An 18462-nucleotide genomic window follows, 5' to 3' on the forward strand; every position below is an offset into this window, starting at 1 on the left:
TGTTCAGTCATGAACGGTTTCTCCGGTCTTTTTACTTTTGAACATATCCAGTGCCAGCATGACAGCACCTACCGTGATTGCACTGTCGGCAAAGTTGAACGCCGGGAAATACCAGCGGTTCTGCCAATGCACCAGAATGAAATCGATCACATGGCCCAGGGCAATGCGGTCATACAGGTTGCCCAGCGCGCCACCGAGTACCAGGGCCAGCGCGACCGCCAGCCAGGTTTCGTTGCGCCCCAGACGCTTGAGCCACACCACCAGCACCGCACTGACCACCACCGCGATCAAAGCGAACAACCAGCGCTGCCAGCCGGAGCTGTCAGCCAGGAAGCTGAACGCCGCGCCAGTGTTGTAGGCCAGGGTCCAGCTGAAGTAATCGGGGATGATCACGATCTGCTGGTACATCTGGAGCTTGCCTTCGAAGTAGAACTTGCTGGCCTGGTCGATGACCAGTACCAGCAAACTCAACCAGAGCCAGCTCAGCCGTCCGAAACGGCCAACGGCATTAGGCATAGTGACGGACCTCGCCAGCGCCGCTGATGTTATCCACGCAACGACCGCAGATTTCCGGATGCTCCGGATTCACGCCGACGTCTTCGCGGCAGTGCCAGCAACGGGCACATTTGGCGTGGGCCGACTTGACGATTTTCAGCTTCAGGCCGCTGACTTCAGTAACGACCGCGTCCTCTGGTGCCTTCACAAACGGTGCAACGCTGGCAGTTGAGGTGATCAGCACGAAACGCAGTTCGTTGCTCAGCTTGGCCAGGTCGGCAGTCAGCGCGTCTTCGGCGAACAGCGTCACTTCGGCTTGCAGGTTGCCACCGACAGCCTTGGCAGCACGCTGGATTTCCATCTCCTTGTTGACCGCGACCTTCACTTCCATGATGCGGTCCCAGTAGGCACGACCCAGCTCGAAGCCTTCCGGCAGTTCGCTCAGGCCTTCGTACCAGGTGTTGAGCATGACGGACTCGTTACGCTCGCCCGGCAGGTACTGCCACAGTTCGTCGGCGGTGAACGCCAGGATCGGCGCGATCCAGCGCACCAGCGCTTCGGAGATGTGGAACAGCGCGGTCTGGCACGAACGACGAGCCTTGCTGTCGGCGCCGGTGGTGTACTGGCGATCCTTGATGATGTCGAGATAGAAGCCACCCAACTCCTGCACGCAGAAGTTGTGGATCTTCGAGTACACGTTCCAGAAGCGGTATTCACTGTAGTGTTCTTGCAGCTCGCGTTGCAGCAGCAGTGTGCGATCCACGGCCCAACGGTCCAGCGCCAGCATTTCTTCGGCCGGCAGCAGGTCGGTGGCCGGGTTGAAACCGGTCAGGTTCGACAGCAGGAAGCGCGCGGTGTTACGGATACGCCGGTAGGCGTCCGCACTGCGTTGCAGGATCTGCTCGGAAACGGCCATTTCACCCGAGTAATCGGTCGAGGCAACCCACAGGCGCATGATGTCGGCGCCCAGGGTGTCGTTGACTTTCTGCGGCGCGATCACGTTGCCCAGGGACTTGGACATCTTGCGGCCGGACTCGTCGACGGTGAAGCCGTGGGTCAGCAGCTCGCGGTACGGCGCGTGGTTGTCGATGGCGCAACCGGTCAGCAGCGACGAGTGGAACCAGCCGCGGTGTTGGTCCGAGCCTTCCAGGTACAGGTCGGCACGCGGGCCGGTTTCGTGGCCCATCGGGTGCGAACCGCGCAGGACGTGCCAGTGCGTGGTGCCCGAATCGAACCAGACGTCCAGGGTGTCGCTGATCTTGTCGTACTGCGGCGCTTCGGCGCCCAGCAGCTCGGCGGCGTCCAGCTTGAACCAGGCTTCGATGCCTTCGACTTCGACGCGCTTGGCAACTTCTTCCATCAGCTCGACGGTGCGTGGGTGCAGTTCGCCGCTTTCCTTGTTCAGGAAGAACGGGATCGGCACGCCCCAGTTACGCTGACGGGAGATGCACCAGTCCGGACGGTTGGCGATCATCGAGTGCAGGCGCGCCTGGCCCCAGGCCGGGACGAACTGGGTGTCTTCAATGGCCTTGAGCGAGCGCTGGCGCAGGGTGTCGCCGGTGGTCGGCTGCTTGTCCATGCCGATGAACCACTGCGCGGTAGCGCGGTAGATCAGCGGAGTCTTGTGGCGCCAGCAGTGCATGTAGCTGTGTTCGATGACGGTGGTGTGCAGCAGCGCACCGACTTCGGTCAATTTGTCGACGATGGCCGGGTTGGCCTTCCAGATGAACTGGCCGCCGAAGAACTCCAGCGAAGGCACGTACACGCCGTTGCTTTGTACCGGGTTGAGAATGTCGTCGTTGACCATGCCGTACTTCTTGCAGGTCACGAAGTCGTCCACGCCATAGGCCGGTGCGGAGTGAACCACGCCAGTGCCGGCGCCCAGCTCGACGTAGTCAGCCAGGTATACCGGCGACAGGCGGTCGTAGAACGGGTGACGGAAGTTGATCAGTTCCAGCGCCGAACCAGCAGCGGTAGCGATCACCGAACCTTCCAGCGAGTAGCGCGCCAGGCACGACTCGACCAGCTCTTCAGCCAGCACCAGCAGCTTGTCGCCGACATCGACCAGGGCGTAGTTGAATTCCGGGTGGACGTTCAACGCCTGGTTGGCCGGGATGGTCCACGGGGTGGTGGTCCAGATCACGATCGAGGCCGGCTTGCCCAGGGCAGGCAGACCGAAGGCGGCGGCCAGCTTGGCTTCGTCGGCAATCGGGAAGGCCACGTCGATGGTCGAGGACTTTTTGTTCTCGTACTCGACTTCCGCTTCAGCCAGGGCCGAACCGCAGTCGAAGCACCAGTTCACGGGCTTCAGGCCCTTGAACACGAAACCGCCCTTGACGATTTCAGCCAGGGCACGGATTTCCCCGGCCTCGTTCTTGAAGTCCATGGTCTTGTACGGGTTGGCGAAGTCGCCCAGCACGCCCAGACGGATGAACTCGGATTTCTGCCCTTCGATCTGCTCGGTGGCATAGGCGCGGCACAGTTCGCGGGTCTTGTCCGCGCCAAGGTTCTTGCCGTGGGTCACCTCGACCTTGTGCTCGATCGGCAGGCCGTGGCAGTCCCAGCCCGGGACATAAGGTGCGTCGAAGCCCGACAGGGTCTTCGAGCGGATGATCATGTCCTTGAGAATCTTGTTCAGCGCATGACCGATGTGAATCGTGCCGTTGGCGTACGGAGGGCCGTCGTGCAATACGAACTTCGGACGATCCTTGCCAATCTCGCGCAACTTTCCGTACAGGCCAATACTGTCCCAGCGCTGCAGGATCTGCGGTTCGCGCTGTGGCAGGCCGGCCTTCATTGGGAAGGCGGTGTCCGGAAGGTTTAGCGTGGCTTTATAGTCGGTCATTTAAGGCTCTTCATTAGCGATGGGCGCTAGGTGCGGCTAGTGCACGGGCGGCGGCGACATCCGCGCTGATCGCCGTTTTCAGTGCCTCCAGAGAGGCGAAACGCTGCTCTTCACGCAGCTTGTGGTGGAAAACCACCGTTAAACGCCGGTCATACAGATCGCCGGCAAAATCTAAAAGATGCACTTCCAGGTGGGCTTTGCCATCACCTTGAACCGTGGGCCGCACGCCGATATTGGCGACGCCGGGCCAGGTCTTGCCATCGATCTCGACATCCACCAGGTAAACCCCGGTAAACGGTACGCGACGGCGCTTGAGTTGTATGTTGGCCGTGGGCGTACCCAACTGCCGAGCAAGCTTCTGGCCATGCAATACGCGACCGGCGATCCGGTACGGCCGCCCGAGGAGGCGTTCGGCCAGGGCGAAATCCGCGGCGGCCAGGGCATTGCGGACCTGCGTGCTGCTGACCCGGATGCCATCCAGCTCGACGGTTTGCGCCGCTTCGACGGTAAATCCCTGAAGGATGCCGGCTTGTAGCAGGAAATCGAAATCTCCCGCGCGGTCACAACCGAAACGGAAGTCATCACCGACCTCCAGGTGCTGGACACCCAGGCCATCGACCAGAATGGTATCGACGAACTCGCTCGCGCTGAGTTTGCTCAGGCGCTGGTTGAAAGCCAGGCACAGAACGCGGTCGACGCCTTCGGCGGCCAACAATTGCAGCTTGTCCCGCAGACGGGCCAGACGGGCCGGTGCGGTCTCCGGAGCGAAGAACTCGCGCGGTTGCGGCTCGAAAATCACCACGCAACTGGGCACGCCCAACTCGAGCGCACGCTCACGCAGCCGCGCCAGGATAGCCTGGTGGCCACGGTGTACACCGTCAAAGTTGCCAATAGTGGCGACACAGCCCCGATGCTGGGGGCGCAGATTGTGGAGGCCTCGAACCAGCTGCATAACGCGCTTCTTGCTCATAAAGTGGTCGATTATAACCACACCCGGCGGCCGACGACAGGTAACACCGTAACCCAAAGTGATCGAGCCGACAAAACCGCCGGCTCGCCCGTGTTTATCGAGGCCGGAACCTCAGCCAAGCGTCTTGCGATTGAAGTCGCGCAAACGGAAGCCCATCAACACTAACATGCCGAAATAAGCCACCACACCGGCAACGACCAAGGCACCCAGACGCAGGAAACGCTCAAGCATCTGCCCCTCACCCCAGGCTGGCATGAAATGCATCCCGGCCAGCAACACGCCAGACATCACCGCCACCGCAATCACCAGCTTGAAGCCGAACTTTGCCCAGCCCGGCTGCGGCTGGTACATCTGCTGTTTACGCAGCTGATAGAAGAGCAACCCCGCATTGAGGCAGGCGCCGGCGCTGATGGCGAGCGCCAGGCCCGCGTGAGCCAGAGGACCAATCAGCAACAGGTTAAACAGCTGAGTGACGACCAGCGTGAAAATTGCGATTTTCACCGGCGTACGGATGTTTTGTTGCGCATAAAAGCCCGGCGCCAGCACTTTAATCACGATAATCCCGAGCAACCCGACGGAATAGGCGACCAACGCACGCTGGGTCATGGCCGCATCATGGGCATCGAACTGACCATACTGGAACAGGGAAACCGTCAGCGGTTCGGCCAGAATCCCCAGCGCCAGGGCGCAAGGCAATACCAGCACGAAGCATAGACGCAGGCCCCAATCGAGGATGCGCGAGTATTCGTGGCGATCCTTGCTGGCGTAGGTCTTGGCCAGGGTCGGCAGCAAAATCGTCCCCAACGCCACGCCCAACACCCCGGACGGCAGCTCCATCAAACGGTCGGCGTAGTACATCCACGACACGGAACCGGCAACCAGGAAAGACGCGAAGATCGTATTGATGATCAGCGAAATCTGGCTCACCGAGACACCGAGAATGGCCGGCAACATTTGCTTCATGACGCGCCACACACCGCTGTCACGCAGGTTCAGGCGCGGCAGTACGAGCATGCCGATCTTTTTCAGGTGCGGTAGCTGATAGAGCAACTGCGCCAGGCCGCCGACCAGTACCGCCCAGCCGAGCGCCATGACGGGCGGATCGAAGTACGGGGTCAAAAACACCGAAAAGATGATCATGCTGACGTTCAGCAGAGTCGGCACGAAGGCCGGTACCGAAAATCTGTTCCAGGTATTAAGGATCGCACCGGCCAACGACGACAGGGAAATCAGCAGGATGTAGGGAAAGGTCACCCGCAACAGACTGGAGGTCAGTTCGAATTTTTCCGGTGTGTCGGTGAAACCCGGCGCGGTGACCCAGATGACCCATGGCGCGGCGATCATGCCCAACACCGTGACCAGCGCCAGTACCAGCGTCAGCAGGCCCGAAACGTAGGCAATGAAGGTACGCGTCGCCTCTTCGCCCTGCTGACTTTTATATTCGGCAAGAATCGGCACGAACGCCTGGGAAAACGCCCCCTCGGCAAAGATTCGCCGCAGCAGATTGGGTAATTTGAAGGCGATAAAGAAGGCGTCAGTCGCCATTCCTGCGCCAAATGTGCGCGCGATGAGGGTGTCTCGGACAAATCCCAGAATCCGGGAAAGCATCGTGATAGAGCTGACGGCGGCCAACGATTTGAGCAGATTCATGGAAAGAGTTTGTGCCTGTCGATAAACAGCAGGCGAACTAAGCGCCTACTTGTGCGATACTCCGCGCCGCAACAGCACAGAGCCAAAGCTCGCGAGTTTACAGGTCACACGCCGGAAAGAAATATCCCGTCGCACCACGCCTACCACTTAGCGGAACGTTTCAAGCGCCCTTGACAAGACTTCAACTCATCGGCATGATTCGCGGCCTATTTTGTTTGCTATTTCCTAAAAAGTCTTTCGAGGAGCTCGACGGTGGCCAACTCACCTTCCGCCAAAAAACGTGCAAAACAGGCTGAGAAGCGTCGCAGCCACAACGCCAGCCTGCGTTCCATGGTTCGTACCTACATCAAGAATGTAGTTAAGGCCATCGACGCAAAAGACGCTGCCAAAGCTCAAGCCGCTTACGTTCTGGCTGTGCCAGTTATCGACCGTATGGCCGATAAAGGCATCATCCACAAGAACAAGGCCGCTCGTCATAAGAGCCGCCTGAATGGCCACGTCAAGGCCCTGAACGTTGCCGCTGCTGCCTAAGCGACACGCTCATTAAAAAACCGACCTCAGGGTCGGTTTTTTATTGCCTGCGAATTGATGGGCACATAAAAAACTGTGGGAGCGAGCTTGCTCGCGATGACGGATTAACATTCAGCACTTGTGCTGGCTGGATATCCGCTATCGCGAGCAAGCTCGCTCCCACAGTTTGATTTGCGTGAAATTACTGAGCGTGCGCCCACGGCAGAATCGGAATCGCCGTCACCGCATTCTGCGGACTGCCCTCGATCAAGCGATCGCTGTACACCAGGTACACCAGCGTATTGCGCTTCTTGTCGAGGAAGCGCACCACCTGCATGGTCTTGAACACCAGGGACGTGCGCTCCTTGAATACCTCGTCGCCATCCTTGAGCTCACCCTTGAAGCTGATCGGCCCGACCTGCCGGCAGGCGATGGACGCCTCGGCACGATCCTCGGCCAATCCAAGACCACCCTTTACCCCACCCGTCTTGGCGCGCGACAGGTAGCAGGTCACACCATCGACCTTGGGATCATCAAAGGCCTCGACCACGATCCGGTCATTTGGCCCGACGAACTTGAACACCGTTGACACCTGGCCGATTTCCTCGGCCGAAGCCAACAGCGGCATCGCCAACAGCAATCCCAATAATCCTTTTGCCACGCGCATTCAGGTATTCCTTCAGACCAGGATCAGGTTATCGCGGTGAACCAGTTCCGGTTCCGCCATGTAACCCAGCAGACCGACAATCGCCTCGGACGACTGACCAATGATTTTTTGTGCTTCCAGCGCACTGTAGTTGGCCAGGCCGCGGGCAATCTCACGACCGTCCGGCGCCACGCAAACCACCATCTCGCCACGACGGAAGCTGCCCTGCACCAATTTGACCCCGACCGGCAGCAAGCTCTTGTTGCCCTGGGACAACGCAGTCACCGCACCGGCATCCAGCACCAGGGTGCCACGGGTTTGCAGATGACCGGCCAGCCACTGCTTGCGCGCCGCCAGCATGCCACGCTCCGGCGAGAGTAAGGTACCGATGCGCTCGCCCGCCTTGAGGCGATCCAGCACACGCTCAAGCCGCCCACCCACGATAATGGTGTGAGCGCCGGAACGGGCCGCCAGACGCGCCGCACGCAGCTTGGTCTGCATACCGCCACGCCCCAGCGCCCCGCCCGTACCGCCCGCCACTGCATCGAGCGCCGGATCATCGGCACGCGCTTCGTAAATCAGCTGGGCATCCGGATTGTTGCGCGGATCGGCGTCGAACATGCCATCGCGATCCGTCAGGATCACCAGCAAGTCTGCCTCGACCAGGTTCGCCACCAGCGCCGCCAGGGTGTCGTTGTCGCCGAAACGGATTTCGTCGGTGACCACGGTGTCATTCTCGTTGATAACCGGAATGACCTTGAGCTCGACCAATGCGCGCAAGGTACTGCGGGCGTTCAGGTAGCGCTTGCGGTCGGACAGGTCGTCGTGAGTCAGGAGAATCTGCGCGGTATGCCGGCCGTGCTCGGCAAAGCTCGATTCCCAGGCCTGCACCAGCCCCATCTGGCCGATTGCAGCAGCGGCCTGAAGCTCGTGCATCGCACTGGGTCGCGAAGTCCAGCCCAAACGGCTCATACCGGCCGCCACCGCCCCGGAGGACACCAACACCAGCTCGACACCCGCCTCATGCAAGGCCACCATCTGCTCAACCCAGACACCCATTGCCGCGCGATCCAGGCCCTTGCCGTCCGCCGTCAGCAAAGCGCTGCCGATCTTCACGACCCAACGCTGCGCACCTGTCACCTTGCTCCGCATCATCTTCAACCTTAGCTTGAGGACAGCGCGACCTGGCACTGCCCGTGACGTTATTCGTGGCTATTCGCGACCAACGATTTACAGATACTAAAACGCCGCTCGATTGAGCGGCGCTTAAGTTTATCGCAACGAATCAGTCACGCACGTAAATGATTTCCGGACCGTCTTCGTCATCCACATCTTCTTCGTCCCAATCATCGTCGCCGATGTCGTGGACCGACTTCACGCCGCTGCGACGCAGTGCACGCTGGTCGTCCAGCGCCTGCAACTGGGCACGGGCTTCATCTTCGATGCGCTGATCGAGCTCAGCCAGCTCTTCCTTGTAGGCAGGATCGTTAGCCAAGCGATCGGCACGATCTTCCAGGTAACGCATGATGTCGTGGCACAGGCGCTCGGTGTTCTGCTTGGCAATTGCCGAGATCACGTAGACCGGACCGGTCCACTCCAGGCGATCGACGATCTCCTTGACGCGAGCATCGTGCTCCTCATCAAGAATCTGGTCGCACTTGTTCAGGATCAACCAGCGATCACGCTCCGCCAGGGACGGGCTGAACTTGGTGAGCTCGCTGACGATGACTTCAGCGGCGTCCGGAGCACTGGTTTCATCCAGCGGCGCCATGTCGACGAGATGCAACAACAAGCGAGTACGCGACAAGTGCTTGAGGAAGCGAATCCCCAGGCCCGCGCCATCGGAAGCACCTTCGATCAGACCCGGAATGTCCGCGACCACGAAGCTTTTCCAGCGATCGACGCTGACCACACCCAGGTTCGGCACCAGCGTGGTGAACGGGTAGTCGGCCACTTTCGGCTTGGCGGCCGATACCGAGCGGATAAAGGTACTTTTACCGGCGTTCGGCAAGCCCAGCAGGCCGACATCCGCCAGCACTTTCATTTCCAGCTTCAGGTCACGCTGCTCGCCCGGCTTGCCTGGCGTAGTCTGGCGTGGCGCACGGTTGGTGCTGGATTTGAAACGGGTGTTGCCCAGGCCGTGCCAGCCGCCATGTGCAACCAGCAGTTTCTGGCCAGCCTTGGTCAGGTCGCCGATCACTTCCTGAGTGGCCGAGTCGATCACCGTAGTACCCACCGGTACACGCAGGATCAGATCCTCGCCCTTCTTGCCGGTGCAGTCGGTGCTGCCGCCGTTGGAGCCACGCTCGGCATCGAAGTGCCGGGTGTAACGGTAGTCCACCAGGGTATTGAGGTTTTCGTCGGCCATCATGTAGATGGAACCGCCATCACCACCATCACCACCGTTCGGACCACCGTTTTCGATGAACTTTTCGCGACGGAAACTCATGCAGCCATTGCCGCCGTCACCGGCCTTTACTCGAATCGATACTTCATCAACAAACTTCATAACAAACGCCTCTCGCCATACGGACGAGCCGAAAAACAATCAAGACATAAGACTCTTGCAAAAATGAGCGCAGCGACCCCAAACCACGACACCTACATCGTACGCCGACAGCCCATACAAACAGCTTTGCAAGAGACTCACCCCACAAACGAAAAAGCCCCGTCGCGAGACAGGGCTTTTCCAGCGATCGCGCAATTAAGCTGCGACTACGCTCACGTAACGACGACCGAAGGCGCCTTTTACTTCGAACTTGATCACGCCTTCGACTTTAGCGAAGAGGGTGTGATCCTTACCCATGCCAACGCCGTAACCAGCGTGGAATTGGGTACCGCGCTGACGCACGATGATGTTGCCTGCTTTGATAGCCTGGCCGCCATACATCTTCACGCCAAGGCGTTTGGCTTCTGAGTCGCGACCGTTACGGGTACTACCACCAGCTTTTTTGTGTGCCATGAGTTCAATTCTCCTAGTGAGGAATTAGGCTGAAATTAAGCCTGAATACCGGTGATTTTGATCTCGGTGTACCACTGGCGGTGGCCCATACGCTTCATGTGATGCTTACGGCGACGGAACTTGATGATGCGGACTTTATCGTGACGACCTTGGGAGATCACTTCAGCCACAACGGTAGCGCCAGCAACAACTGGAGCGCCGATATTCACGTCGTCACCGTTGGCAACCAACAGAACGCGATCAAAGGTAACGGATTCGCCGGTAGCGATTTCCAGTTTTTCGATCTTCAGGTATTCACCTGGGGCGACTTTGTACTGCTTGCCGCCAGTAACGATTACTGCATAAGACATGGTATTTCTCCGATAATCCTGCTCACCCAGCTCTTTATAAGAAGAGGTATTGGCTGGCATGGCTGCATGGGGCTGGAAGGCCCGCTTGCAATTGCGTAAGGCAGGTGCTGCCCAGGAAGTTCAGGGTGCGCGATTGTACGCAAGGCACGAGCGCCTTGCAAGGGGCCGTCCATCGCGCCTTGACACCTGCTGGCGTGGGTCCTAGCATGCCGCGCAACCCTTCTGGAGCGACTGTCGCTGATGCAACCCCAAGCTTTCTACCGCGCGGTGGCGGACGATTTTAGCGCCGTTGACGGCATCATCAAGAAGCAGCTGACTTCGCGGGTGCCGCTTGTATCGAAAATCGGCGATTACATCACCTCGGCCGGCGGTAAACGCCTGCGCCCCTTGTTAGTGCTGCTGTGTGGCAAGGCCCTGGGCCGTGAAGGCGACGAACTGCGCCTGTTGGCCGCCACCATCGAGTTCCTGCACACCGCCACCCTGCTGCATGACGACGTGGTCGACATGTCCGGCATGCGCCGTGGCCGCTCGACCGCCAACGCCATGTGGGGCAACGCGCCAAGCGTGCTGGTCGGTGACTTCCTGTATTCGCGCTCCTTCGAAATGATGGTCGAACTGGGTTCCATGCCAGTGATGAAGATCCTTTCCCAAGCCACGCGCATCATCGCCGAAGGCGAAGTGTTGCAGCTGTCGAAGGTGCGTGACGCCAGCACCACCGAAGAAACCTACATGGAAGTCATCCGCGGCAAGACCGCGATGCTCTTCGAAGCCTCGACCCACAGTGCCGCCGCCCTGTGCGAAGCCACGCCGGAACAGGCCGAAGCCCTGCGTACATTCGGTGATCACCTGGGGGTGGCCTTCCAGCTGGTCGACGACCTCCTTGACTACAAAGGCGACGCCGAGACCCTGGGCAAGAACGTCGGTGACGATCTGGCCGAAGGCAAGCCAACCCTGCCGCTGATCTACACCATGCGCGAAGGTACGCCGGAACAGGCCGCGCTGGTGCGCAAGGCGATACAGAAAGGCGGAATCGAAGATCTGGAAAGCATCCGCGAAGCCGTGGAAGCCTCGGGTTCGCTGGAGTACACCGCGCAACTGGCCCGCGATTATGTGGCCCGCGCGATCAAGTGCCTCGAAGCGCTGCCCGCCAGCGAATACCGCGATGCGCTGGTTGAACTGAGTGAGTTCGCGGTAGCCCGCACGCACTGACAAGACTGCAAAACCCTGTGGGAGCGAGCTTGCTCGCGATTAGGCACTTACATTCAACATTATTGTTGACTGAAAGGACGCCATCGCGAGCAAGCTCGCTCCCACAGGTATGTTCCCCACAGGTTTTCCAGCGCCGTGCCCTCTCCCACCTAAAACCCTATATAATGTGCGCTTTTTAACGATCCTGAATCCAAGGAGCCTTAGTGAGCACGCTGCCACCCTGCCCAAAATGCAATTCCGAATACACCTACGAAGACGGCACCCAGCTGATCTGCCCCGAGTGCGCCCACGAATGGTCCGCCAGCGGTGAAGCCGAAGCGGCGTCCGATGACACAGTGAAAAAGGATTCGGTCGGCAATGTCCTGCAGGACGGCGATACCATCACCGTGATCAAGGACCTCAAGGTCAAGGGTACGTCCCTGGTGGTCAAGGTCGGCACCAAGGTCAAGAACATCCGACTGTGCGATGGCGATCACGACATCGATTGCAAGATCGACGGCATCGGCCCGATGAAACTCAAGTCCGAGTTCGTCAGAAAAGTCTGATCCTGCTGTTATCCATCCCGCGCCCCGCACGGGATGGAGCCCCCCCCCCCCGCTTCGCCCGGTCAATCCAGGTAATAGCCAGACGCCAGTCCTTTTGACCTGACGCAATCTTTACCCGGAAAAAAGCGCAAACAGCCAATAGGCCCTTGCTATTTGATGAATAAGAATTATTCTCATCAAACCTTCAATGGAGATGAGAACCATGACTTATTTGATCGATGCCTGGCTGGACCGCCCACACCCTTACCTCAGGATCCTGCATCGGGAAACCGGGGAAGTCTGTGCCGTGCTGGAAGAGGAAGCCTTGAACGAGCTGCAGGACCAGGGTGACCTGGACGTCAGCGGCCTGAGTTCAAGCGAGCCGGTGGTGCTCAAGGAACTGGTGCGCAATCTGTTTCTGTTCTGCTATGCCCGGGCGTTGCGCCCGCACAGTGAACTGCACCACAAAATCGAACTATGAGAAACGTCGCAAGACTCTGTAGGAGCGAGCCTGCTCGCGAAAAACTCAAAGACACGCGTTCATTCAGAATACCCGCGTAATCGTTGACGCCCATCGCGAGCAAGCTCGCTCCTACAGGTAATCGGTGTTACAGAACGTCAAGCAGCTCGACGTCGAACACCAGTACGCTGTGCGGCGGGATGCCGCCAACGCCTTGAGCGCCGTAAGCCAGTTCGCTCGGCACGTACAGGCGCCATTTGCTGCCGGCGTTCATCAGTTGCAGGGCTTCGGTCCAGCCGGCGATCACGCCGCCAACCGGGAATTCTGCAGGCTGGCCGCGCTCGTAGGAGCTGTCGAACACAGTGCCGTCGATCAGGGTGCCGTGGTAATGAGTACGCACGGTGTCTTCACGGGATGGCTTGGCGCCTTCGCCAGCAGTCAGAACTTCGAACTGCAGGCCGGAAGCCAGAGTGGTGATGCCTTCACGCTTGGCGTTTTCAGCCAGGAAAGCCAGGCCTTCGCCAGCGGCCGCTTCAGCCTTGGCTGCAGCTTCGGCCTGCATGATTTCACGGATGACCTTGAAGCTGGCGGACATTTCTTCCTGACCCACACGGCTTGGCTTGCCGGCGAATGCGTCGGTCAGACCCGCCAGGATCGCGTCCAGGCTGACACCCGGTGGCGGGTTGTCACGCAACTGGTCGCCCAGCTGACGGCCGATACCGTAGCTGACGCGGGTTTCGTCGGTGGACAGATTTACTTCGGACATGACACTGCTCCGCTGTGCGGACGGCCTGGAACTTGCCGTGCGTGCACAGCGCGTCCCGGAGCGCCCGGAACCAAAAGGGCCAGCAGACTAGCACAGATGTCATGCCATTGATGAGGGACGTCAGGCGATCGGCACCTTCAGGGTATCCTGCACATCGGCAACCAGCCCGCACATCTCGTCATGCACGACGGTGTGCACAAGGTTGAAGTGCAGCTTGGGAAAGGAGCGCAGCACATCACGGGCATGCTCCACCGAACGCAGGCTCATCATGTGCCCGTGCGCATCGCTCAATGGATACGCCGCGCCGTGCATCCGAGCCTCAAGCAGGTAGATGCCGCCCTCCATGGAGATCAGGTTCAGCTCATCGACCTTCCCGGCGACGGCATAGGCATTCAACTCTTGCAGGTTCATGTACGCACCTCACGCAATGGCGAGCCAACATACTTACAGGGATAGGCTTCGGTGCATCAAAGCACAAGCCACAAACGGCGCCGCCCGTCTGTTTTGCAACCCTGTGGGAGCGTGGCTTGCCCGCGATGGCATCACTGCGGTTCATCGTTAGACCGAGATGATGCCATCGCGGGCAAGCCACGCTCCCACAATGGAAGTTGAAATCAGTGCTTGGTGACTTTATCCAGGTAACCCATGGCAAATGCCGAAACCACGAAGGTCATGTGGATGATCACATACCACTGCAGATGCTCGGGGTCGACGTTCTTGGCGTCCATGAAGATGCGCAGCAGGTGAATGGACGAGATTGCCACGATCGACGCGGCCACTTTCATCTTCAGCGACGAAGAGTCCATGGTGCCGAGCCAGTTGAGCTTTTCCTTGCTGTCGTCGATGTCCAGTTGCGAGACGAAGTTCTCGTAGCCGGAAATCATCACCATCACCAGCAAACCGCCCACCAGCGCCATGTCGATCAACGACAGCAGCACCAGGATCAAGTCCGATTCGGCCATCGAGAACACGTTCGGGATGACGTGGAAGACTTCCTGGAAGAATTTCAGTGCCAGCGCCAACAGCCCGAGGGACAGGCCGAAATAGATCGGCGCCAGCAGCCAGCGCGAGGCGTACATTGCATTTTCGATAAAGCGTTCCATTGAATCTCACATGTGGACTGTAAATGGCGGCGAGTATATCAGTCGCCCGCCCCTATCCAGAAGCTGCCAGAAAACGTCGAAAAATCCGCCACCTGCACCTGTGTATCAAGGTTTTTCTGCTAGTGTCCAAATCATTGAACGCTCAGTGATATTGGACAGGAAGACTGGAAATGGATGTGCGATTGCCTTTGACGAGTGCCGGAGTTTGCCTGGCACTGCTGCTAAGTGGCTGCTCACCCAGCGATGAAAAACGCCAGGTCAGCCTCGAAGAAAAAACCGCGCAGTTCGAAAAGTCGCTGGACGCCATCCAGGATCCGAAGCTCAAGGATGCCGTGGCGGAGCTGGGTGGCTCACTGCTGCTGCTCGAGCGCGCGCAACTCAAGCTCGACAGCAAACCAGTGGAAACCGAATACGGCGAAGACGCCCTTGCCATGCTCAAGCACTACCCGACCCCGCAAGCCCTGGTCGACACCTACATCAACGGGTTGTTCGTGCTGCAAAAGGATTCCAGTTCCGACTACCTGACCGATCTGCAACCGGTGTTTCCCTTCACGTTCAGCGTTCCTGCCGCGTTTTTGTTTCCCCACGGCCTGGAGTGGCAGTCCGTCACCCTGAGCAATAAACGGGTCATTGCCTTCCAGCCGGAATGGTCGGAAACCGACCCCGGCATTCAACTCAGCCCATCGAGCTCCAACCTGACCAACCCCGATGACCTGACAGTGTCTTACCCCTTCATCGAAGGCCTCGACATAGACAAAAAAAACCAGCCGCAGCCCGTGAGCCTGCAGGGTAAGGTCGAAGTCATCGCGCCCCGCCGGCTCTACAGTTTCGACCTGACGAAAAAGGACATCGGCCAGACCCGCACCAATGACAACCTGAGCGTCACCTTGCTCACACTGACGAACAACTACGCGGAAATCGAATACAACGACAGCGCGCCGCTGGCGCCTGAAGTCAGTGAAACACCACTGAACCCGTTGATCGTCCAGGCCAGGGACAGCACCGGGCAATACATCACGCGCGCAGGTTCGATCAACGAAACCGCGGCACAAATTGCCTTCTATCGGCAGCAACTGGCCAAGATGCAGCAACAACAGAGCTGGAGCGAGACGCTGGAAAAGCAACTGGACGAAGAACAACGCACCTTTGAGAAACGGCAGACCCGACGCTATTCAAAGGTATATTTCAACGGGACGATCGAAACACTCGAAGTCAGCATGCTGGATTTTTCCGCCGTCACGGTCACCCGCAAGGACCTTGACCTGCCGGTCCGGCACTTCGATGCCGAGACCCCGGACAAGGGCATTCAGCCCTTGAACCTGCCTGTGGTGGTCTATGACGACCAGGCCGCAACCTGGCTAAAAGGGGCAACGCTGAGCGAGGATCAACTGAAAAAGAACGTCAGCATCAGCCAGTCGGTCGACGACCCCAGCGCTGCTCGAATCGAATTCACCCATCTGCGCAGCTTCAACGATGAACTGCTGGGCACATCACTCAACCCCGGTGAAAGCCCGGTGAGCTTCTTTACCGAAGACACTCTTGGCAAACGCGACGAACCGATCGAGCTGTCACCGGAGGCCTACCAGATCGATCCACTGCGCGGCACCATCACCTACGATCTGAATCTGTTTCCGGAAACGCCGGCCTACGCAGTGGGCTCGATGCCACTGTTCCTGGCCACGATCGAGCAAAAAACCCTCGATACCCGTCAACTGCCCAAAGGCCTTGAGCTCAAGGACAATGCTCTGATAGTGAATCTGAAGGCATTTCCCGCCCAGGACTGGCGCTTTTTCGCCAAGGACGACAGTGGCAATTACTTGAAGGAAATTCTATCGGTCAGCCATGGCGCGAACGCACAAGGCCGGGCGCAATTTGCCGTGCATTACTTCTACGGGCATCCTACGCGCCTGGAAACCTATCAGCGCACTGACCTCGCCACCGTGCAATATGGTTTCGAGGTCAAACTCGACAAGGCCGACATGACACGCCTTGATCAATAGTGCGACTCAGTGCTCGGGGTGAAACTCGAAGCCGCCCAGGTTACGGCAGCGACCACCGTTGATTTCCCGCAACTGGGCTTGCAGGTGCAGGCACCAGATTTGCGGATCGTCGGCCAATTCGTAGCCGTGCAAGGTCAGGCTTTCAACGATGGTGTCGAGGATTGATTCAGCGGCGATTGGACCATGAAACGGGCCTTGGGCCTTGATGGCCGAAGGTTGTTCACCGGCCATTCCGGCGGCGAACAACAGAGTCCACATGCCCGTGTCTCCTGCCAACGGACGGATGGCACACTCGATACGGGTCACAAGGCCCAGGCATTGACGGGTGAGGCAGAGGTTGCGCGACATGGCGGCGACCCTCGGTAGATCCGGTATTCAGCCCCCATGTGAAGGCTGTTTCGATCCTGTGATTACTGTCGATATCCCTGAGCAGAGAATAGAAGAAAAGTCTGGCTTGCAGGCCGAGGCGAGACCGAAAGGCGCCGAATGGTCATAGTGTGAATATTGACGTCATTTCGACGACGCTTTTCGATGCCCACCACAAAAAAACTTGCTCGCGATGGCGGTCGAACATTCAACATATTGGTCGAATGAAATTCCGCTATCGTCGGAACGCCGCCCGGAGCAAGCTCGCTCCCACATCTATGGTTACCCCCTTTTCTGCAATACTGTTTTTGATGCGTGTTTGGCTTGCTTTCATCTATCCGGCGTCTGAGTTGGGGTTGTAGCCCCAGCGCCTCGATGAGAATCGATGCCCAACGATCCTGATTAAGAGAACGGCCTTTCAGCCGTGTGAGAGCCCAGGGTTATCGTCAGGCCGGGTGGCCGTTCACGTCATCTGTTATCCAGCATCGCAAAACCAGGTGGGTGGTGCTCGGGTGACAGCGGGGTCAGGCGTTCATCGCGGCTGGCCCCGCATCGAATTCAGTGTGATGGGCCGCAATCCCCCAAGCGATCCTGGCCAGCTTGTTGGCCAGCGCGCAGACCACGAGATTGGAGTGATGGTGCGATGCCAAGAGCTGGCGGACCCAGTCCGCCAAAGCGCCTTTCTGGCGGTCCAGCTGTATTAAATAAACCCGGGCGCACTGGATAAGCAGGCGCCTCTGATTTCGATCGCCGCGTTTACTGATGCCCAAAAGCACTGTTTGGCCGCCCGTGGAGTGCTGTTTGGGCACCAAGCCGATGGAGGCCGCATAACCTCGCCCGCACTTGAACTGTTTGCCATCACCGAGCTCGGCAGCCAGGGCGCTGGAGGTGATCGGGCCGACACACGGCATGGTCATCAAACGAGCCGCCAGATCATCTTCAGCGGCTTGGCACTCAAGGTCTTTGTCCGAGGTCTTGACCTGCTCATCCAGATAACAGAAATGCCCATGCAGCCTCATCAGAATGTTTTTGAGAGGGGCAGAAAATGAACTCGCTTCCAGCAGCGCCGGAAGTTCTTTGATGGACTTGAAACCTGGGGCCAGGCTGACGCCAACCTCCAGGAGAGCGGCGTGAATCCGATTGACGGTAGCGGTACGGTCTTTGATGAACGCATCACGTGTCGAGTTGAGCATGGCCAGCACCTGCTGGGCCTGGGTCTTGGCGGCCACAAAACGCATGGTCGGGCGGGTCGCCGCCTCGCAGATCGCTTCGGCGTCGGCGAAGTCATTCTTGTTGCTTTTGACGTAGGGGCGCACCAGATGCGGGGCAATCAGCTTGGGTGTATGCCCCAGTTTGGCCACCTCCTGTGCCATGAAGTGGGCTCCACCGCAGGCCTCCATCGCGACCGTACAGGGATCGAGGTTGGCCAGATATTGAATGAGAGACGGCCGAGTAAACTTTTTACGGCAAAGCTCATGACCGCGCTCATCTTGAGCGTGCAGGTGAAAAGAGTGTTTTCCCAGGTCGATGGCGGCAATAGCGACTTTGTTCATGGCAACGATCTCCGATAAACCCCCTGTGAAAGCTTAGTGGGCGATCACAGGGG

19 protein-coding genes are annotated in these 18462 nt (G+C 58.8%); 5 read left to right on the plus strand and 14 right to left on the minus strand.

Going from position 1 to position 18462, the window contains the following annotated elements; genetic code table 11:
• Window positions 1–3 precede the first annotated feature (3 nt).
• From lspA to murJ, 4 genes are all read right to left on the minus strand, one after another.
• Complete coding sequence (gene lspA / locus Q8X48_RS18090) at window positions 4–516, minus strand: signal peptidase II (protein WP_007970932.1); 513 nt, start codon at window positions 514–516, stop codon at window positions 4–6.
• Window positions 509–3340 (minus strand): isoleucine--tRNA ligase, encoded by a 2832-nt coding sequence (gene ileS, locus Q8X48_RS18095; RefSeq protein WP_007970927.1) that lies wholly within the window; start codon window positions 3338–3340, stop codon window positions 509–511. The genes lspA and ileS overlap by 8 nt, the downstream gene beginning before the upstream one ends.
• 13 nt (window positions 3341–3353) lie before the next feature.
• On the minus strand, window positions 3354–4292 hold the full coding sequence (gene ribF, locus Q8X48_RS18100) for a bifunctional riboflavin kinase/FAD synthetase (RefSeq protein WP_007970925.1): 939 nt from the start codon (window positions 4290–4292) through the stop codon (window positions 3354–3356).
• 129 nt (window positions 4293–4421) lie between these two features.
• Entirely contained in the window at window positions 4422–5960 is a 1539-nt protein-coding gene (murJ, locus tag Q8X48_RS18105) for a murein biosynthesis integral membrane protein MurJ (protein ID WP_407802426.1), read from the minus strand.
• Between the two features lie 252 nt (window positions 5961–6212).
• On the opposite strand from murJ, the gene rpsT reads away from it, so the two are divergent.
• Window positions 6213–6491 carry a 30S ribosomal protein S20 gene (gene rpsT, locus Q8X48_RS18110; protein WP_007970922.1) on the plus strand — a complete coding sequence of 93 codons (279 nt, stop codon included), beginning with the start codon at window positions 6213–6215 and terminating at the stop codon, window positions 6489–6491.
• A 181-nt stretch (window positions 6492–6672) separates the two neighbouring features.
• On the opposite strand, the gene Q8X48_RS18115 is transcribed toward rpsT, so the two are convergent.
• From Q8X48_RS18115 to rplU, 5 genes are all read right to left on the minus strand, one after another.
• Window positions 6673–7137: a CreA family protein gene (locus Q8X48_RS18115; protein WP_008022496.1), complete on the minus strand. Its 465-nt coding sequence runs from the start codon at window positions 7135–7137 to the stop codon at window positions 6673–6675.
• Window positions 7138–7149: 12 nt separating this feature from the next.
• Window positions 7150–8268 carry a glutamate 5-kinase gene (gene proB / locus Q8X48_RS18120; protein WP_033047437.1) on the minus strand — a complete coding sequence of 373 codons (1119 nt, stop codon included), beginning with the start codon at window positions 8266–8268 and terminating at the stop codon, window positions 7150–7152.
• A gap of 133 nt (window positions 8269–8401) precedes the next feature.
• Window positions 8402–9625, minus strand: a complete 1224-nt coding sequence (gene cgtA, locus Q8X48_RS18125; protein ID WP_007970919.1) for an Obg family GTPase CgtA — start codon at window positions 9623–9625, stop codon at window positions 8402–8404.
• A 195-nt stretch (window positions 9626–9820) separates the two neighbouring features.
• Window positions 9821–10078: a 50S ribosomal protein L27 gene (gene rpmA, locus Q8X48_RS18130; protein WP_003281574.1), complete on the minus strand. Its 258-nt coding sequence runs from the start codon at window positions 10076–10078 to the stop codon at window positions 9821–9823.
• Window positions 10079–10113: 35 nt separating this feature from the next.
• Window positions 10114–10428: a 50S ribosomal protein L21 gene (gene rplU / locus Q8X48_RS18135; protein ID WP_003176051.1), complete on the minus strand. Its 315-nt coding sequence runs from the start codon at window positions 10426–10428 to the stop codon at window positions 10114–10116.
• 240 nt (window positions 10429–10668) lie between these two features.
• Between rplU and Q8X48_RS18140 the strand changes: the two genes are divergently transcribed.
• From Q8X48_RS18140 to Q8X48_RS18150, 3 genes are all read left to right on the plus strand, one after another.
• Window positions 10669–11637, plus strand: coding sequence for a polyprenyl synthetase family protein (locus Q8X48_RS18140; RefSeq protein ID WP_007970914.1), 969 nt, complete (start codon window positions 10669–10671; stop codon window positions 11635–11637).
• A gap of 203 nt (window positions 11638–11840) precedes the next feature.
• Window positions 11841–12182, plus strand: coding sequence for a zinc ribbon domain-containing protein YjdM (locus Q8X48_RS18145; protein ID WP_007970912.1), 342 nt, complete (start codon window positions 11841–11843; stop codon window positions 12180–12182).
• Window positions 12183–12384: 202 nt separating this feature from the next.
• Window positions 12385–12642, plus strand: coding sequence for a PA4570 family protein (locus Q8X48_RS18150; RefSeq protein WP_007970910.1), 258 nt, complete (start codon window positions 12385–12387; stop codon window positions 12640–12642).
• A 127-nt stretch (window positions 12643–12769) separates the two neighbouring features.
• On the opposite strand, the gene Q8X48_RS18155 is transcribed toward Q8X48_RS18150, so the two are convergent.
• From Q8X48_RS18155 to Q8X48_RS18165, 3 genes are all read right to left on the minus strand, one after another.
• Entirely contained in the window at window positions 12770–13387 is a 618-nt protein-coding gene (locus Q8X48_RS18155) for an FKBP-type peptidyl-prolyl cis-trans isomerase (protein ID WP_007970907.1), read from the minus strand.
• Between the two features lie 120 nt (window positions 13388–13507).
• Window positions 13508–13798 (minus strand): DUF6482 family protein, encoded by a 291-nt coding sequence (locus tag Q8X48_RS18160; protein WP_015096896.1) that lies wholly within the window; start codon window positions 13796–13798, stop codon window positions 13508–13510.
• A 203-nt stretch (window positions 13799–14001) separates the two neighbouring features.
• The gene (locus Q8X48_RS18165; RefSeq protein ID WP_007970904.1) at window positions 14002–14490 is read right to left on the minus strand and encodes a TIGR00645 family protein; all 489 of its coding nucleotides are present in this window, start codon (window positions 14488–14490) and stop codon (window positions 14002–14004) included.
• 170 nt (window positions 14491–14660) lie between these two features.
• Between Q8X48_RS18165 and Q8X48_RS18170 the strand changes: the two genes are divergently transcribed.
• Window positions 14661–16490 (plus strand): hypothetical protein, encoded by a 1830-nt coding sequence (locus Q8X48_RS18170; protein ID WP_407801064.1) that lies wholly within the window; start codon window positions 14661–14663, stop codon window positions 16488–16490.
• Window positions 16491–16496: 6 nt separating this feature from the next.
• Here Q8X48_RS18170 and Q8X48_RS18175 read toward each other — a convergent pair whose 3' ends face one another.
• Entirely contained in the window at window positions 16497–16838 is a 342-nt protein-coding gene (locus tag Q8X48_RS18175; RefSeq protein ID WP_007970902.1) for a PA4575 family protein, read from the minus strand.
• 542 nt (window positions 16839–17380) lie between these two features.
• Window positions 17381–18409, minus strand: a complete 1029-nt coding sequence (locus Q8X48_RS18180) for an IS110 family transposase (protein ID WP_407801062.1) — start codon at window positions 18407–18409, stop codon at window positions 17381–17383.
• Between the last annotated feature and the right edge of the window lie 53 nt (window positions 18410–18462).

The organism is Pseudomonas sp. QLc11A (assembly GCF_052112305.1).
GTDB lineage: Bacteria > Pseudomonadota > Gammaproteobacteria > Pseudomonadales > Pseudomonadaceae > Aquipseudomonas > Aquipseudomonas laurylsulfatiphila.

Bases quoted from the DNA above. Each gene is read 5' to 3' on its own strand.
- rpmA (WP_003281574.1), bottom strand. From the start codon at position 10,078: ATGGCACACAAAAAAGCTGGTGGTAGTACCCGTAACGGTCGCGACTCA.
- Q8X48_RS18115 (WP_008022496.1), bottom strand. From the start codon at position 7,137: ATGCGCGTGGCAAAAGGATTATTGGGATTGCTGTTGGCGATGCCGCTG.
- Q8X48_RS18180 (WP_407801062.1), bottom strand. From the start codon at position 18,409: ATGAACAAAGTCGCTATTGCCGCCATCGACCTGGGAAAACACTCTTTT.
- Q8X48_RS18170 (WP_407801064.1), top strand. From the start codon at position 14,661: ATGGATGTGCGATTGCCTTTGACGAGTGCCGGAGTTTGCCTGGCACTG.
- ileS (WP_007970927.1), bottom strand. From the start codon at position 3,340: ATGACCGACTATAAAGCCACGCTAAACCTTCCGGACACCGCCTTCCCA.
- Q8X48_RS18140 (WP_007970914.1), top strand. From the start codon at position 10,669: ATGCAACCCCAAGCTTTCTACCGCGCGGTGGCGGACGATTTTAGCGCC.
- rplU (WP_003176051.1), bottom strand. From the start codon at position 10,428: ATGTCTTATGCAGTAATCGTTACTGGCGGCAAGCAGTACAAAGTCGCC.
- Q8X48_RS18165 (WP_007970904.1), bottom strand. From the start codon at position 14,490: ATGGAACGCTTTATCGAAAATGCAATGTACGCCTCGCGCTGGCTGCTG.
- proB (WP_033047437.1), bottom strand. From the start codon at position 8,268: ATGCGGAGCAAGGTGACAGGTGCGCAGCGTTGGGTCGTGAAGATCGGC.
- Q8X48_RS18155 (WP_007970907.1), bottom strand. From the start codon at position 13,387: ATGTCCGAAGTAAATCTGTCCACCGACGAAACCCGCGTCAGCTACGGT.
- Q8X48_RS18175 (WP_007970902.1), bottom strand. From the start codon at position 16,838: ATGTCGCGCAACCTCTGCCTCACCCGTCAATGCCTGGGCCTTGTGACC.
- ribF (WP_007970925.1), bottom strand. From the start codon at position 4,292: ATGCAGCTGGTTCGAGGCCTCCACAATCTGCGCCCCCAGCATCGGGGC.
- Q8X48_RS18150 (WP_007970910.1), top strand. From the start codon at position 12,385: ATGACTTATTTGATCGATGCCTGGCTGGACCGCCCACACCCTTACCTC.
- murJ (WP_407802426.1), bottom strand. From the start codon at position 5,960: ATGAATCTGCTCAAATCGTTGGCCGCCGTCAGCTCTATCACGATGCTT.
- cgtA (WP_007970919.1), bottom strand. From the start codon at position 9,625: ATGAAGTTTGTTGATGAAGTATCGATTCGAGTAAAGGCCGGTGACGGC.
- lspA (WP_007970932.1), bottom strand. From the start codon at position 516: ATGCCTAATGCCGTTGGCCGTTTCGGACGGCTGAGCTGGCTCTGGTTG.
- Q8X48_RS18160 (WP_015096896.1), bottom strand. From the start codon at position 13,798: ATGAACCTGCAAGAGTTGAATGCCTATGCCGTCGCCGGGAAGGTCGAT.